At 62.0% G+C, this 14,337-nt stretch carries 15 protein-coding genes; 7 read left to right on the top strand and 8 right to left on the bottom strand.

Annotated elements, in window-relative coordinates; all coding sequences use genetic code 11:
* Nucleotides 1-119 precede the first annotated feature (119 nt).
* Both ACWF6P_RS03475 and ACWF6P_RS03470 read right to left on the bottom strand, forming a co-directional pair.
* Entirely contained in the window at nucleotides 120-1,046 is a 927-nt protein-coding gene (locus ACWF6P_RS03475; protein WP_452619985.1) for a LysR family transcriptional regulator, read from the bottom strand.
* Nucleotides 1,043-1,933 carry a LysR family transcriptional regulator gene (locus ACWF6P_RS03470; RefSeq protein WP_452619984.1) on the bottom strand — a complete coding sequence of 297 codons (891 nt, stop codon included), beginning with the start codon at nucleotides 1,931-1,933 and terminating at the stop codon, nucleotides 1,043-1,045. The genes ACWF6P_RS03475 and ACWF6P_RS03470 overlap by 4 nt, the downstream gene beginning before the upstream one ends.
* A gap of 236 nt (nucleotides 1,934-2,169) precedes the next feature.
* Here ACWF6P_RS03470 and ACWF6P_RS03465 point away from each other — a divergent pair, with 236 nt between their 5' ends.
* From ACWF6P_RS03465 to ACWF6P_RS03440, 6 genes are all read left to right on the top strand, one after another.
* On the top strand, nucleotides 2,170-3,042 hold the full coding sequence (locus ACWF6P_RS03465) for an ABC transporter permease (protein ID WP_452619983.1): 873 nt from the start codon (nucleotides 2,170-2,172) through the stop codon (nucleotides 3,040-3,042).
* Between the two features lie 11 nt (nucleotides 3,043-3,053).
* Nucleotides 3,054-3,827, top strand: coding sequence for an ABC transporter ATP-binding protein (locus ACWF6P_RS03460; RefSeq protein ID WP_452619982.1), 774 nt, complete (start codon nucleotides 3,054-3,056; stop codon nucleotides 3,825-3,827).
* A 60-nt stretch (nucleotides 3,828-3,887) separates the two neighbouring features.
* Nucleotides 3,888-4,844, top strand: a complete 957-nt coding sequence (locus ACWF6P_RS03455) for an ABC transporter substrate-binding protein (protein ID WP_452619981.1) — start codon at nucleotides 3,888-3,890, stop codon at nucleotides 4,842-4,844.
* 48 nt (nucleotides 4,845-4,892) lie between these two features.
* Nucleotides 4,893-5,990 carry a hypothetical protein gene (locus ACWF6P_RS03450; RefSeq protein WP_378530204.1) on the top strand — a complete coding sequence of 366 codons (1,098 nt, stop codon included), beginning with the start codon at nucleotides 4,893-4,895 and terminating at the stop codon, nucleotides 5,988-5,990.
* A complete protein-coding gene (locus ACWF6P_RS03445) occupies nucleotides 5,987-7,123 on the top strand; it encodes a CaiB/BaiF CoA transferase family protein (protein ID WP_452619980.1) in 1,137 nt (378 codons plus the stop codon). Before ACWF6P_RS03450 ends, ACWF6P_RS03445 begins: the two co-directional genes overlap by 4 nt.
* 80 nt (nucleotides 7,124-7,203) lie before the next feature.
* The gene (locus ACWF6P_RS03440) at nucleotides 7,204-8,187 is read left to right on the top strand and encodes an NAD(P)H-dependent flavin oxidoreductase (RefSeq protein WP_452619979.1); all 984 of its coding nucleotides are present in this window, start codon (nucleotides 7,204-7,206) and stop codon (nucleotides 8,185-8,187) included.
* 122 nt (nucleotides 8,188-8,309) lie between these two features.
* Here ACWF6P_RS03440 and ACWF6P_RS03435 read toward each other — a convergent pair whose 3' ends face one another.
* The 4 genes from ACWF6P_RS03435 to ACWF6P_RS03420 all read right to left on the bottom strand — a co-directional run bounded on the left by ACWF6P_RS03435 (nucleotide 8,310) and on the right by ACWF6P_RS03420 (nucleotide 11,263).
* Nucleotides 8,310-8,720, bottom strand: coding sequence for an arsenate-mycothiol transferase ArsC (locus ACWF6P_RS03435; RefSeq protein ID WP_378530193.1), 411 nt, complete (start codon nucleotides 8,718-8,720; stop codon nucleotides 8,310-8,312).
* A gap of 67 nt (nucleotides 8,721-8,787) precedes the next feature.
* Entirely contained in the window at nucleotides 8,788-9,885 is a 1,098-nt protein-coding gene (gene arsB, locus ACWF6P_RS03430) for an ACR3 family arsenite efflux transporter (RefSeq protein WP_452619978.1), read from the bottom strand.
* Complete coding sequence (locus tag ACWF6P_RS03425) at nucleotides 9,882-10,268, bottom strand: ArsR/SmtB family transcription factor (protein WP_452619977.1); 387 nt, start codon at nucleotides 10,266-10,268, stop codon at nucleotides 9,882-9,884. Before ACWF6P_RS03425 ends, arsB begins: the two co-directional genes overlap by 4 nt.
* 110 nt (nucleotides 10,269-10,378) lie before the next feature.
* Complete coding sequence (locus ACWF6P_RS03420; RefSeq protein ID WP_452619976.1) at nucleotides 10,379-11,263, bottom strand: helix-turn-helix domain-containing GNAT family N-acetyltransferase; 885 nt, start codon at nucleotides 11,261-11,263, stop codon at nucleotides 10,379-10,381.
* Nucleotides 11,264-11,360: 97 nt separating this feature from the next.
* Here ACWF6P_RS03420 and ACWF6P_RS03415 point away from each other — a divergent pair, with 97 nt between their 5' ends.
* Nucleotides 11,361-12,710 carry an NAD(P)-binding domain-containing protein gene (locus ACWF6P_RS03415; RefSeq protein WP_452619975.1) on the top strand — a complete coding sequence of 450 codons (1,350 nt, stop codon included), beginning with the start codon at nucleotides 11,361-11,363 and terminating at the stop codon, nucleotides 12,708-12,710.
* Between the two features lie 68 nt (nucleotides 12,711-12,778).
* Here ACWF6P_RS03415 and ACWF6P_RS03410 read toward each other — a convergent pair whose 3' ends face one another.
* Together ACWF6P_RS03410 and ACWF6P_RS03405 are read right to left on the bottom strand one after the other, a co-directional pair.
* Entirely contained in the window at nucleotides 12,779-13,498 is a 720-nt protein-coding gene (locus ACWF6P_RS03410; protein ID WP_452619974.1) for a maleylpyruvate isomerase family mycothiol-dependent enzyme, read from the bottom strand.
* Between the two features lie 10 nt (nucleotides 13,499-13,508).
* Complete coding sequence (locus ACWF6P_RS03405; RefSeq protein ID WP_452619973.1) at nucleotides 13,509-14,333, bottom strand: fumarylacetoacetate hydrolase family protein; 825 nt, start codon at nucleotides 14,331-14,333, stop codon at nucleotides 13,509-13,511.
* Between the last annotated feature and the right edge of the window lie 4 nt (nucleotides 14,334-14,337).

Here is a 14,337-nt window from a genome sequence, read left to right as displayed (position 1 = left end):
GGCTTTGTTCGAGGAAACCGATAATCCGAGAAGTGTTGTGTCTGTAAACAAAATCGTCGTTCTCGGCAGCCTGTCGGTGGTCGCGAATACCCGCAGCCCTAAGCCGAAATCGCCTCCTACTACGGCTTGCACGCGGATTGCTCGGCGCACAGCCGTAAGAAATGTTCGACGATCTGGGTGTTCTGGCCTTCCCTTGCTACGGCTGCGATCTTGCGCGGTGGCAGTTCGAATATCTCACCCACAGTGCAACCGCGTGCGGATGCGCGCTCAGCACTGGCGAGTTCGAGGATGACAGCACCGATCCCTTCGAACGCGAAGTCCGCGAAGGCATCGCGGTGCTGCGACCTCATCACGAAGGCGTGGTCGATCCGCGGTTCGATCGAACGCAAGTGGCGATAGACGTCGGATGTCTCGAACCGCGGTGCGACGACCAGGCCGATACGCATGAGGTCTTCGCCGATGAATACCCCGTCAGCCGGGGCTGGAGTGCCAGGCGGGCAGACGAGCCGCAAGTTGTGGTCCGGCAGGCGCACCATTCGCGTCCCCGGGACACCGGTAGGCGGCGACTCCATTATTGCCACGTCAGCTGTGCCGGCCATGACCGGGTGAATCGCATCGGCCACCGATGACCCAGGCGGATCCGAGATGGTGATTCTCAGGTTCGGCACCTGTGTACGCAGCGCTCCGAGCAGAACCGCGGTGGGATCGTCCGCAAGACTCGCTGTCGTGGCGACACTGAGGTGGGGGAATGCCGACAGCACAAACTCGCTCTCAACCACCAGTCGGTCGAGTGCGGCCAGCGCATCGCGCGCTGGATCGATGAAATTCCGTCCACGCGCAGTCAGCGTCGCCCCTGCCCGACCGCGGTTGAAAAGCTTTCCCCCGATGCGCCTTTCGAGTCGCGCAATTGATTGAGAGACACTCGATGTTCCCGTGAATCGGTACGCCGCTGCCGCCGTGATACTGCCGTGTTCAACGACCGCAAGGAAGTCCTGAAGTTGCCGCGGATCGATTCGTGGCGCCGGAGACTCTCCGAAGTTGCTCATCCGGCATTCCCCAGGCCGCCTTCGTCACGTAAGCGAGTAGTCGTCTCGATAAACGCTTGTGCCGCAGGCGATGGCGTCGAACCGTGAAACATCCACATATCTCGACTGAGCGGGGGCCGAGTACGACACAGCACCACACCTTCTCCAACGGTATCGGCGACGGATTCGGGAAGGAATGCGACTCCGACTCCCGCGCGTACAAGGGGGATCATCGAGGCCGCAGAGATGGTCTCCGCAACCACCGCCTCGTCCACGGTCCCTTCGCCAAGGCGTTCTGCCAGTAGTCGCCGAGTCACATCACCCCGTGGACTGGTGATCAAGCCGATACGCAACAGATCGGTCAACTCAGCTACTCCCTCGCCTCTACTTCGTGCAGCCGGCACCAGCGCCACGATTCGTTGCCGGCCGAGGAGGCTACGTTCAACACCTTCGTCGAACACCTCGTCCACCCCGAGACCCACGTCAGCCTGACCCGAGGCGACCACCATTCCGATTCCGTCGGTGTCGTTGCTGAGCATCGTCACCGCAACATTCGGAAACTTACTTTTGAACGCGCCCAGGGCTGTGGCCGCTGGATCACGCGCCAATGTCCGCGGGCACACGATCGTCAACCGCCCACGCTCCACCACGTTCGATGGGTGTAAAGCGTGATCCAGATCCCGGTACGCCCGAAGTACTTGGGCCGCCGGACCGGTGAGCGCACGTCCAGCGTCGGTCAAGGTGACTCCCCGCGAGCCGCGCCGGACGAGCGCCAGCCCGCACTCGTTTTCCATTCTGACCAGAGCCTCCGAGATAGTCGGCTGGCTCACTCCGAGTCCGCGAGCAGCAGCCGAAATGCTGCCGCGATCAGCAAGGGCGAGAAAGTATTCCAGGTGACGTCGGTCCATCGGGGGCTCCCGTCTCTGTAGAAGTCTGCGTGCTCGCGCGGTTCCGCGCCCCGCAAGCCATAGGGAAACCCTATGGCATACCTCTCGAATGTGGCGTAGACGGGAAGAATAATCGCGTGATCTGCTTCACATATGAACGCAGTGAGCAACAACCCGGGGAGATTCGACGAGACGCATACGTCTGCTTTTGTCGAGCACCCATCGCCGCCTGTGAGCACTCGGGAGGTGGCACGGAAATGATCGAAACCATCTCCACGAGTGCGTCATCCGGCACTATGTCACCCAACGCTGCGGGGCGGGAACGCTCTGAGCCGAAGCCCGCTCGACAGCGTCGCACGGGCACTCGACTCACCATCGTGGTGCGACTGGCCCAGTTCGCGTTGCTTTTGGTCTTACTCGGAGCGTGGCAGCTGGTCGCATCACGAGGTTGGATCGAGCCGGTTCTGGCCAAAACGCCAGGAGAAGCGTGGAGCTACTTCACCGCAGCGGTGAATTCGGGTGAGATCTCGTCCAACTTGCGCGCCACGATGACTGCAGTCGTGATCGCCTGGATCCTTGCGAGTGCCGTCGGCGTGGCGGTAGGACTCTCGCTCGGCCTGCTCCCGACCCTCGAACGCATCATGAGTCCGTTCTTGGATGCTGCGAATGCCATGCCACGTCTTGCGCTGGCACCTCTGCTTATCGTCATTTTCGGGATCACGATGACGGCGAAGGTCGCTCTCGCATTCACACTTGTCTTCTTCATCGTGTGTTCGAGCGCACGAGCCGGTGTGAAGTCGGTCGACGACGAGTGGCTCCGACTTTCCACTGTCCTGAATGCCAGTAAGACGCAGGTGTTTTGGCACATTCTTCTCCCCGTCGCGACCCCCGGCATTTTTGCCGGTCTTCGATTGGGGCTGATCTACTCGCTACTCGGCGTGGTGGGTTCGGAACTGATCTCCTCGCGGGACGGGCTGGGCCAGCTTGTGTCGATCTACTCGGCCCAGTTCCGAATGGAAGCCGTTTACGCGATCCTGATCCTTCTCGCAATCGTCGCAGTCGTCCTCAACCAGGCCATGAATTTCGCAGAGCGCTACCTCCTTCGGTGGCAGCCCCCGACTCGACGATGACAGGAATCATCATGGATACCAACGTGATTACACCCGCCGTACAACTCAACGGACTGACGATATCCTTCCCCTCGCCCGACGGGTCGGCGAAGACAGTGGTCGACAATCTCGACCTCACCATCCCTCGCGGACAGTTCGTGAGCTTGGTCGGCAGGAGCGGTTGCGGAAAGACCACTCTGCTCAACGCGCTCGCTGGATTGGTGGACGCGACGGAAGGCAAGACCGAGGTCCTCGGCACAACACCATTCGAGGCTCGCTCCCGGATGGGCTTCATGATGGCGCGCGATGCCCTGTTCCCGTGGCGAACAGCGCGGAAGAACGTGGAGTACGGTCTCGAATTGAGGGGAGTACCCAAGGCAGAGAGACGAACTCAATCAGCGCGCTGGCTTGCTGCCGTTCAAATGTCCGAGGCCTCACAGCTGTGGACTTGGCAGCTGTCCCAAGGGATGCGCCAGCGTGTCGCGTTGGCCCGGACGTGGGCTCTGGATCCGGACATCTTGTTGATGGACGAGCCGTTTGCCGCCCTCGATGCGCAAACCCGCGTCGAAGTACAGCGCGAATTCCTCGAGCTTTGGCAGTCAGAGGTCGGCCGGACGGTCATCTTCGTAACCCACGACCTCGGTGAGGCCATCTGTCTGTCCGACCGCGTTCTCCTGCTCGGGGCCGGCCGAGTGATCGACGACGTCTCCATTGACATCGAACGCCCCCGCGAACTCGAAACCCTCACCGCCGAACCTCGATACATCGAAATCTTCAACCGGCTGCGCGGTCAGCTCGACCACTGATGTGCCCAGCCAACTCAGCTCGACTATTGATGCGCCCAGCCATCAAGGAGCAGGAAATCCATGAAACTTCGACCTTTCGTCGGCACCGTCATCGCAGCGGCCCTACTGCTCTCCGCATGTGGAGGGGGAGGTCGCGCGAACGACGGTAGCGTCGCCATCGGGGTCTACCCTGCGAGCGCGCTGTCCCTGCCTGTTTACGTCGCCGCCCAACAAGGAATGTTCGACAAGGAAGGCCTTGACGTCGAACTCATCGACGGAAAGAACGGGCCCGAGCTCATCAGCGGTCTCATCGGCGGTACGACCGACCTCGCAGTCGGTGCACCCGGCACCGTCGTGCCGGCCATAGAGCAAGGGCAGAGACTGCGTCCGCTGTCCCCCTTCGGGTCGATCGATCTTGCCATCGCCGTAACGAAAGACAGCGGCATCACCACCGTCGACGACTTACCCGGCAAGCGGATCGCCATACCGTCACGTGGCGGTGCGGCCGAGCAATTCGTCAATCAGCTTCTCGCAGAGAGAAACATCGATGCCTCCACGGTGCAATTCATCGCAGCGGCACCGACAGCGAGTCAGATACCACTCGCACGAAAGGGCGACATCGATGCCGCCGTTCTCACCGCTGCCAGTCAAGCCGTATTCGATGCTCAAGGAATACCGATGACACCGATTACAGAAGTAGACCCAGTGGACTCTGACGGCGTGAGCTCATACGGCTTGGGCACCGTGCTCGTCACGACCGCTACATTCGCTGAATCCGGTGCCGCCGCCCCCGTTTGTGCTGCGCTCAAAGCCGCCGCAGGGTGGATTGCCGACCCCGCGAACGAGCAAGCAGGAGCTGAACTTCTCAACGAGCGAATGAATGTTCCTGCCGACAAAGCCACCGAGGTGTGGGCTTCTCAGAAGAACCTCTGGCCGGTCGAAATTTCACCCCACCGATGGACACAGAACGTCACATGGGTGAACAACCAGACCTCGGGCAAGACCGACGCAGACGTACCTTTCGACCCCCTCTGCTGACCGAACGCCATACACACCAGTTCGACAACTACCGAAAGAGAAGAAACGATGACAGAACTCGCCGACCAGGCAACCCAATCCGAGTCTCAGCACGATCGCCGGCAGCTCACAGAGGCATGGTCCACGGTCACCGACAGCCTTGCCACATTTGGTTCGACAGCTGCCGCCACCGGATCGCCGCTGGACAGCGCCGAAGGTGTGCGGCACGCACTTCGCCTGTTCGGCTACCTCGCCGAGATGAATATCGAACGCCAAGACGTGCTCCGACCTGAACTCTTCACTCTGATGTCACCGATGCGAAAGTTCTGGGGAGACGGCATCGACGTCGACTACTGGACTGCGATGATCGACCCCAAAGAGACGTATCGAATTCACGGTAACCGTGGCACAGTGCCCTACGTCGCCGTCCTTGCCAATCGTGTTGGCGCGTCTGGGACCGACAGGGTCGCCGACAACATCGTCATCGACGACAAGGTGTGCGACGCGGACGGCAACTTCGAGATCTTCGTCGCACAAGAACTTGAGGGGCGCAACGGCATTCGGCTGGACGAGCGCTGCTTCGACGTAGTGGTTCGTGTGTACCACAAGACGCGGAGCGCGGAGATCGATCCCGTGCTCCACATCGAGCGCCTCGGCCCGCCGCCTGGTGCACGCCCCGATCTCGATACGGCATGGCTGGTCCAACGTCTCACGAAACTTGCCCGGGGTATGGACGTCAGCCTCCGACGCAGTCTTCAGCTCATCGAAACACTCAGTCAGTCGCCCAACGAGATTCGCGTGACCTCGGAGCAACGAGGTTGGGGAGACTTCTACGGCACCAGCTCCAACCAGTACGTTGCCGGGTGGTGGTCGCTGAAAGACGCCACTGCCGTCGACATTACATTCACCATCCCGGACTGCACCTACTTCGGAGTGATGCTGTACAACCACTGGTTCGAGTCCTTCGAGTACCGCGACCATACCGTCAACCTCAACGACGCACACTTCGAGCGCAATGACGACGGAACCGTGACGATCCGAATCGGGGGAGCAGAAGGCGACAGAAACCGGCTGAACCCCTGCAACCACACCGAAGGAATTCTGTTGGCGCGCTGCCTGGAGCCTGCTGAGGACGTCACTTCGCCTCATGTGGAGATCATTCGATGACCGACGAAATAGACCTGCCGTTGGCAGGTGTCCGGGTGGTGGAGATCGGTCAGCTGATCGCAATACCCAGCGCCGGGCAGCAGTTGTCCGACCTCGGCGCCGAGGTCATCAAGCTCGAGCCTCCAGGCGGTGAACCAGCCCGACAAATCGACGCCGACTACGCGCGTGGCATCTTCTACGGGTACAACCGAGGAAAGCGTTCAATCTGCCTCGACCTCAAGGACTCCGCCGATCTGCAGCGAGCTCGGGACCTGATCGCGTCGAGCGACATCTTGCTGCACAATCTGCGCCCGGGAACCCTTGATCGATTGGGATTCTCTTCTACCGAACTCCAACGCCTGCGACCAGAAATCATCAGCGTCTCGGTGAGCGGGTACGGGGCGGAAGGCCCGTCCGCGACCCGCGCCGGGCTCGATATCGCCGCGCAAGCGGAGAGTGGTTTGATGTCGGTGACGGGCGAGGCTGACGGCCCACCGCAACGTGTGGGCGCACCGGTCATAGATCATGCAACGAGCTACGTCGTCGCTCAAGCGGTACTGGCAGCGCTACTGCGACGTGAGCGCACCGGCAAGGGATCCTCCGTCCGAGTTTCCCTGCTCGACGTCGCAATCCACTTGCAGACCGCCAACTGGATCGAGTGGCAGGTGTCAGGAAAGCCAATGACTCGCAAAGGGAACGGGCAACCAAGCGTCGCACCCGCGGCAGACGTCTTTCGTGCCGTCGACGGCGATCTGGTGATCAGCGGATACCAACCGCGCGCATGGATCGAACTGTGCAAGGCGATCGACCTACCCGAGTTGGCCGACGACCCGAGGTTTACCACCAACGCGCTGCGCGTGGAAAACCGTGTTGACCTCGTCGCCACGATCGAGAAGCAGCTGTGCCACCGTAGCGCCGCTGAAGCGGTAGAGCATCTTACTGCGGCCGGAGTGGTTGCCGCACTTGTGCGTGACTACGACCAGGTGATCTGCGCCGACGATGTGATCGCGAACCGTACCTTCATCCCCGGCACCAACGAGCGTGGCGAGCAATACTTGACGCCTGCCACGCCCTATCGCGCCGAGCCTCCGATGGCACGAACTGGGCTTTCGCAGGTTCCTGCCTTGAACGAGTGGGCATCGTCGACGCCTTGAATGCGGCGTGTGGGCCGAAATTGATTTGGCAACAACGAAACTGACAAACCGATATCCATGCACCATCAAGGAGATGTCCTGTGCTGACCACCGCATTTACCGGGACGTTCGGAGTTCGCCATCCCATCGTGCAGGGCGGCATGCAATGGGTGGGGAGAGCAGAACTCGTAGCGGCAGTTGCAAACGCCGGCGCGCTCGGCATGCTCACTGCTCTGACACAGCCAACACCTGACGATCTTGCCCGAGAAATATCCCGAACCCGCGAGCTCACCGACCAACCGTTCGGAGTCAATCTCACAATCCTCCCCACGATCACGCCCCCGCCCTACGACGAGTATCGAAACGTGATCATCGACTGCGGAGTGAAAGTCGTCGAGACGGCCGGCTCGTCTCCCGCACCCCATCTGCCACACTTTCACGGCGCAGGCATCAAGGTTCTCCATAAGTGCACCAGCGTCCGACACGCGGTCAAAGCCCAGGCCCTCGGCGTCGACGGCATCAGCATCGACGGGTTCGAATGCGCCGGACATCCAGGAGAAGACGACGTACCGGGTCTCGTACTCATCGCTGCAGCAGCTGAGCGCATCAGCATTCCCATGATCGCGTCCGGTGGATTTGCCGATGCGCGAGGATTGGTGGCTGCCCTCGCGCTCGGCGCCGACGGCATCAACATGGGCACTCGGTTCATGTGTACCGAGGAGTCTCCGATTCACCGCAACATCAAGGATGCGATAGTCGCCGCCTCCGAGGTCGACACCGAACTGATTTTCAGGTCACTACGCAATACCGCTCGCGTAGCGCGCAACAGCATCAGCGCAGAAGTTGTCGAAATTCTCGCCAATGGTGGCAAATTCGAAGATGTTCGACATCTTGTGGCCGGGGCGCGAGGCCGAGCGGTGTTTGACAGCGGCGACCCGGAGGTGGGCATCTGGACGGCTGGGACTGTGCAAGGACTGATTCACGACATCCCCACCGTGGGTGCATTAGTGGAGCGGATTGTCACAGAGTCAGAAGGTCTGATTGCGAGTCGACTTGCCAGCCTCCTAGATCCTGTCAGCGCCTGACAGGATCCACAGTTGAGGCGCGATGCCTGGTCGACATCGTCGCCGCAGACGCCGGCGTTGCAGCACTATGCGGGTTCGAATACTTCGACGATGCTTATGGTGCCGGTTCTGTCGATCCGGCGTCAGCGGGTCGCCAGACGCTCGGCGAGAGCGTCGACGCGGGCAGCAATGTCGTCGCGGACCAGGCGCATTCGTTCGATTCCGTCGATGCCGCGTTCGGACGGCTCGTCCGTGTCCCAGTTCTCGAAGTCGGTGCCGGGGATGGGTTCGACCTTTGCTTCGTTGCCCAGTGTGACAACGAGGTCGACATCGCGCACGAGTTGCGGGTCAACCAATGTCGGAGTCTGACCGGTGATGTCCACGCCGACTTCGAGGAGTGTTTCGGCGGACAGCGCGTTGACCGCGTCGCCGGGTTTGGTACCGGCGGAATAGACGTCCACGTTGTCGCCGGCGGCTTTGCGCATGAGACCGGCAGCCATCTGGGATTTGCCGCCGTTCTTGACGCACACGAACAGCACTGAAGGTTTGCTCATCGAGGTTCCTTTCGTTGGACCTGAGAAGTCAGGGTGCGCCGACTGGGCTGGTCGATCGTGTCGGGACTTACGTACCGGTGGGCGCGGGTGAAATCTCCTTGACGGCAAAGCGTTTACGCAGAGCGAGGGAGACGTAGACCAATCCGACGAGCACCGGTACCTCGATGAGCGGACCGACGACACCCGCCAATGCTTGTCCCGAGGTGGCTCCGTAGGTGGCGATGGCGACGGCGATCGCGAGTTCGAAGTTGTTGCCCGCAGCCGTGAATGCGAGGGTCGTGGTGCGTTCGTAGCCCAATCCGATTGCGGCGCCGAGGATGTAGCCACCGCCCCACATGAGTGCGAAGTACGCCAGCAGCGGCAACGCGATCCGGACGACATCCCAGGGCTGGGAGGTGATCTGTTCGCCCTGCATCGAGAAGAGCACGACGATGGTGAACAGCAGACCGTAGAGCGCCCACGGGCTGATCCTGGGGATGAATTTGTTGTCGTACCAGTCGCGGCCTTTGGCGCGTTCGCCGAAGAAGCGGGACAGGAAACCTGCCAGCAGCGGGATACCGAGGAAGATCAGGACCGATTTCGCGATCTGCCAGGGCGAGGTGTCGATGGTGGTCTGTTCGAGGCCGAGCCACCCGGGCAGGACCGAGAGGTAAAACCAACCGAGCACGGCGAACATGATCACCTGGAACACCGAGTTGATGGCGACCAGCACCGCGGCGGCTTCGCGGTCTCCGCAGGCCAGGTCATTCCAGATGATCACCATCGCGATGCAGCGAGCGAGACCGACGATGATCAAACCGGTTCGGTATTCCGGGAGGTCGGGCAGGAACAGCCAGGCGAGGGCGAACATCAGCGCCGGGCCGAGAACCCAGTTCAGGAACAGGGAGCCGGCGAGGAGTTTCTTGTCCCCGGTGACCGTGTCGAGGCGGTCGTAGCGGACCTTCGCCAGGACCGGGTACATCATGATCAGCAGGCCGAGGGCGATCGGTAACGAGATGCCGTCGATCTGCACCTTGTCCAGGGCAGTGTTCACGCCGGGGACCCAGCGTCCGATCAGCAGGCCGACGACCATGGCCACGCCGATCCAGACCGCCAGATAGCGGTCGAGAGTGGAGAGTTTTCCGACGACAGCGGGGTGTTCGGTGGTGGCAGCATTGTTGTTCATGCAGTGACCTCCGCGCACGCGTCCGCTGCGGTCACGGTGGAGCCTTCGACCAGGAGCACGGCCGAGAGTTGCTGCAGTGCAGCGGGAATCACCCAGTAGTACACCCAGGTGCCGCGGCGTTCACAGTCGAGAAGTCCGGCCTGGCGCAGCACTTTGAGATGATGCGAGATCGTCGGCTGGGACAGGTCGAACGTATCCGAGATGTCGCAGACGCAGGCTTCACCGCCCTCGTGGCTTGCCACCAAGCTGAGCAGCCGCAGGCGAACCGGATCGCCGAGCGCTTTGAACATCCGTGACAGGTCGCGGGCCCAGTCCTCGGTCAGCGGTTCACGAACCAGCGGGGAGCAGCAGGCGCCTGAATCCGGCAAGTCTTGATTCGACATGCTTCGATATTGACAGTTTTCGAATCAACTCGCAACAGGAAGATGCGTACTTCCAGCACGCGTTGACCGCACTCGAATGCCGTAGTGAGCACTACCGCCGTCAGGGAAACTCAGGTGGGGCCAGCCGCTGATCGCCGTTCGAGCAGGACCGTGTCGCGCCAGATCCCGTCGAGTTGGGCGATCTTTTCCCGGATCCCGATGGTGCGGAAACCTGCCGAGTGATGCAATGAGACCGAGGCGCGATTTTCGGGGAAGATCGATGTCTGCAAGGTCCAAAGCTCGTCGTCGTCCGCCAACATGACTTGCTTGCGTAGCAACGCTTTTCCGACCCCTCGCCCGCGCATACCGTCGGCGACATAGACGGAATTTTCGGCGACTCCGCGGTAGCAGTCCCGCCCGGACACCGGACTCAGGGCTGCCCAGCCGACGACGACATCGTCGATGGTGGCGACCCAGCGATGGTTCGGCAGCCACAGCGCATCGAGGTACTCCCGGCTGGGGACTTCGGTGGTGAAAGTGGCGTTGCGCGTGGCGATTCCTTCGCCGTAGATCCGCAGAACGGCGTCCCAGTCGTCATCGGACATGACCCGGACGGCGACGTCGTCGGGAAGATCGCTCGGGCAGCACGGCCGCGGCGCGAGAACTCCCATCACGATGTCGGCGGCCTGCGGCAAAGCGACGCAGCACGTCGGATTCATCGCGACCACGGTGCTGGTCCTCTCTTTGCGCGGGCTGACGAATCCCACATCGGCGAGCTTGCGCACATGGTGGGAGACCGTCGGCTGCCCGATTCCCAACGCCTCGGCGAGAGCCCCGATCGTGATCCCGCCGGCAGCGCTCGCGACGCGGTGCAGCAGCCGCACTCGCATCGGTTCGGCCAGGCACGCGAACCACTGTGCGTACGTGTCAGCGTCAGCCTGCTCGAGCACGTTCGAGTCGATCCAGCCTTGATCCGAATCGCCGACGCGCACCGTCGGGGTCTGCAGCGATGTCATGCACACACTATATCGATCTTCGTCGATGGTTGCCTTCATTGATCGATATCGATACAGTCCATTAAAGATCGATTGTTGTCGATGAAAGGAAATAGTGATGACCGAACTACCCGTTGTCGTGATCGGAGCCGGACCGATCGGCCTCGCCGCTGCCGCGCAACTGCGCGAACGAGGACTCACGCCGCTGGTGTTCGAGCGAGGTGCCGTCGCTGGTGCGGCGATCGCCGAATGGAATCATGTCCGGCTCTTCTCCCGCTGGTCAGAGCTGGTCGATCCAGCTGCCCGCCTCCTCCTCGAGCAGACCGAGTGGAGCGCTCCCGACGGAGATGCATATCCGACCGGACAGCAGTGGCGACAGCTCTACCTCGAACCCCTCGCCGCAGCCCTCGGTGATGCCGTGCAGTTCGACACCGAGGTGGTCGGTGTCGCCCGACGTGGCCGCGACCTGGTCGTCGACGCCGGCCGCGATACCGAGCCCCTCTCCGTTCACCTGCGCCGCGGCGACGGCAGCGAGGACCGCGTCTTCGCTCAGGCCGTCGTCGATGCCTCCGGCACCTGGGGCACCCCGAACCCGCTCGGAGGGGAAGGACTGCCCGCCCTCGGCGAGAAGGCTGCCGCAGCCGCGATCACCTACCGTGTGCCTGATCTCGACGACGCGGCAGTGCGTGCCCAGTTCGTCGGCAAGCACACTGTCATCGCAGGCAGCGGCCATTCCGCATTGACCGCGATCGTCGCGTTGGCCGGTCTCGAGGAAGATGCCCCCGGTACCCGGATCACGTGGGCTGTTCGCCGCGGGAGCGTCGGTTCCGCGTTCGGCGGCGGCGAATCCGACGAGCTACCCGCTCGCGGCGCCCTCGGACTACGTGCGAAGAAGGCCGTCGACGACGGGCTTCTCACCGTCGTCACCGGTTTCCGCACCGCAGCCGTCGAATCTGCCGAAAATCGGCAGCTCACACTGATTTCCGACGCCGGTGCCCGGATCGAGAACGTCGACAACGTCGTCACCTTGACCGGATTCCGCCCGGACCTGTCGTGGCTGTCGGAAATCCGCCTCGGCCTCGACCCGGTACTGCAGGCGCCGACGCAACTCGCTCCGTTGATCGACCCGAACGTCCACTCCTGCGGCACCGTGTACCCGCACGGCGCGAAGGAACTTCGCCATCCCGAACCGGGCGTGTACCTCGCCGGGATGAAGAGCTACGGCCGCGCACCGACGTTCCTGGCCATGACCGGATACGAGCAGGTGCGCAGCATCGCCGCCGAATTGGCCGGTGACCACGAAGCCGCTACGCGGGTGGAGTTGATCCTCCCCGAGACCGGAGTCTGCGGTGGTGCAGGCGTTTTCGACGAACCCGACACCGCGGAAGCCGAAGGCGGTTGCTGCGCCGCTCCCGCTCCGCAGCTGATCTCTCTGTCCGGTGCCGCCAGCTCCAACTCCTGCGGATAAAGCGCTGAGCTGATGATGACCGTCGAGGCGCGATGTCTGACCGTAATCACCAGCTGGGGGATTCTGTTCTACAACCAACGAGGTGGTTCACCACCCTCGCCGGTTACCGTCACTCCGATCCCACCGCGCCCAGCCGCCCACCTGGTGACGGCGGGGAGCGATCCGTGGATCGTCGTGGTGACCGCGACGTCGGACGTTACCTCGATCTGTTTGCGCCCCTCAACCCACAACGCAAGACCGCTGCCCTCGCCCTTCTTCCGCCACATGCCGACGATGTCGGAGAGCAACCCTTCGTCGACAACCTCGGGAAAGTCCCCGAACCGCCCACCGTTGCCGAGGTCCACAGCATGGGTCCACACCTCGCGCGTGCGCATCCACAGCGCCTCCGAGGCGGGGACCGTTCGGCCCTGGGCTGTCCTCACCTCGGCTCCCCACGCCGAAGACGGAAGGTTTCTCCAGTTTTCGTCGAGACGAGCGACGGTGTGGTCGAACAGGTTTCGAATCGCGGCCGGAGACAGAGATGCCCCTTCTTCGATTTCCCGCCCACGTTGCTCGGTCGATTCGTACATCGGCGTCTCGATTCCGGATGCCGCCCAATCCATCAGTCGGCACAGTGCAGCAGCGTTGTACCCGACGTGTGCGACGAGATGCCTTCTGGTCCAACCCGACAACAAAGACGGCTCGTCGAGTTCGGCGTCGGTCAGCTCCGACAGCCGCTGCGCGAAGTAGGACGTTCCTCGACGAACGACGAGTAGCCGTTCCTCGAGACTGGATTCGTGAAAGCTCACGTCGGATGCTCTACTTGACGATGGTCTTGTTGCGAACGGAGCCCAAGCCTTCGATCGACACCTCGACGGTCTGACCGTCCTGGATGTAGACCCCTGGCTTACGGGCATGCCCGACGCCCCCGGGTGTACCGGTGATGACGACGTCGCCTGGCTGCAGCGTGACGATGTGAGAGATGTATTCGACTAGTTTGGCAGGGTCGAATACCAGGTCGTCGGTTGTGGTGGTCTGCATCGTTTCTCCGTCGAGTGTGGTTTCGAGCGTTCCGCCGAACGCGTACGAATCCGTCGTGGTGAGAAACGGACCGAATCCACTGGTCTTCTCGAAGGTCTTGCCCTGATCCCACTGCAGGGTGCGGTACTGGTAGTCACGCATCGTGTAGTCGTTCATAACCGAATATCCTGCGATGTACTCTTCGGCGTCCGCCTCGGAGACCTGATACGCCTGCTTGCCGACGACGAACGCCAGCTCACCTTCCCAGTCGAGCTGATTCGCCGCATAGGCAGGCACCACCACGTCGTCGTACGGGCCCGTCAAAGCCTCGCGGAACTTGGCGAACAGCGTCGGAAACTCGGGGAGGTCGCGTCCCATCTCTTTGATGTGGTTGGCGTAGTTGAGTCCGACGCAGACGATTTTTCCCGGACGCGGCACTACCGGTGCATAGTCTGCATCGGACAAGTCGACTAGTTCACCGGCCGCATTTTCCGCAATTTCACGCCAGGCGGGATCTTCGAGAAGGGCGGTCAGATCGATGTAGCCATCTATGACGGTTGCCGACGAGTCGTTGACACGAACTGCGACTGTGCTCGCATTTCGACGCAGAGTTGCAAGCTTCATTATA

This window comes from Rhodococcus sp. NPDC055024 (assembly GCF_053608585.1).
Note: the sequence above shows the minus strand (reverse complement) of the source record. Positions and strands in the feature narration are given on the sequence as shown.

Coding starts and splice junctions, on each gene's coding strand:
- ACWF6P_RS03475 (WP_452619985.1), bottom strand. CDS start 1,046: ATGAGCAACTTCGGAGAGTCTCCGGCGCCACGAATCGATCCGCGGCAA.
- ACWF6P_RS03470 (WP_452619984.1), bottom strand. CDS start 1,933: ATGGACCGACGTCACCTGGAATACTTTCTCGCCCTTGCTGATCGCGGC.
- ACWF6P_RS03465 (WP_452619983.1), top strand. CDS start 2,170: ATGATCGAAACCATCTCCACGAGTGCGTCATCCGGCACTATGTCACCC.
- ACWF6P_RS03460 (WP_452619982.1), top strand. CDS start 3,054: ATGGATACCAACGTGATTACACCCGCCGTACAACTCAACGGACTGACG.
- ACWF6P_RS03455 (WP_452619981.1), top strand. CDS start 3,888: ATGAAACTTCGACCTTTCGTCGGCACCGTCATCGCAGCGGCCCTACTG.
- ACWF6P_RS03450 (WP_378530204.1), top strand. CDS start 4,893: ATGACAGAACTCGCCGACCAGGCAACCCAATCCGAGTCTCAGCACGAT.
- ACWF6P_RS03445 (WP_452619980.1), top strand. CDS start 5,987: ATGACCGACGAAATAGACCTGCCGTTGGCAGGTGTCCGGGTGGTGGAG.
- ACWF6P_RS03435 (WP_378530193.1), bottom strand. CDS start 8,720: ATGAGCAAACCTTCAGTGCTGTTCGTGTGCGTCAAGAACGGCGGCAAA.
- arsB (WP_452619978.1), bottom strand. CDS start 9,885: ATGAACAACAATGCTGCCACCACCGAACACCCCGCTGTCGTCGGAAAA.
- ACWF6P_RS03425 (WP_452619977.1), bottom strand. CDS start 10,268: ATGTCGAATCAAGACTTGCCGGATTCAGGCGCCTGCTGCTCCCCGCTG.
- ACWF6P_RS03420 (WP_452619976.1), bottom strand. CDS start 11,263: ATGACATCGCTGCAGACCCCGACGGTGCGCGTCGGCGATTCGGATCAA.
- ACWF6P_RS03415 (WP_452619975.1), top strand. CDS start 11,361: ATGACCGAACTACCCGTTGTCGTGATCGGAGCCGGACCGATCGGCCTC.
- ACWF6P_RS03405 (WP_452619973.1), bottom strand. CDS start 14,333: ATGAAGCTTGCAACTCTGCGTCGAAATGCGAGCACAGTCGCAGTTCGT.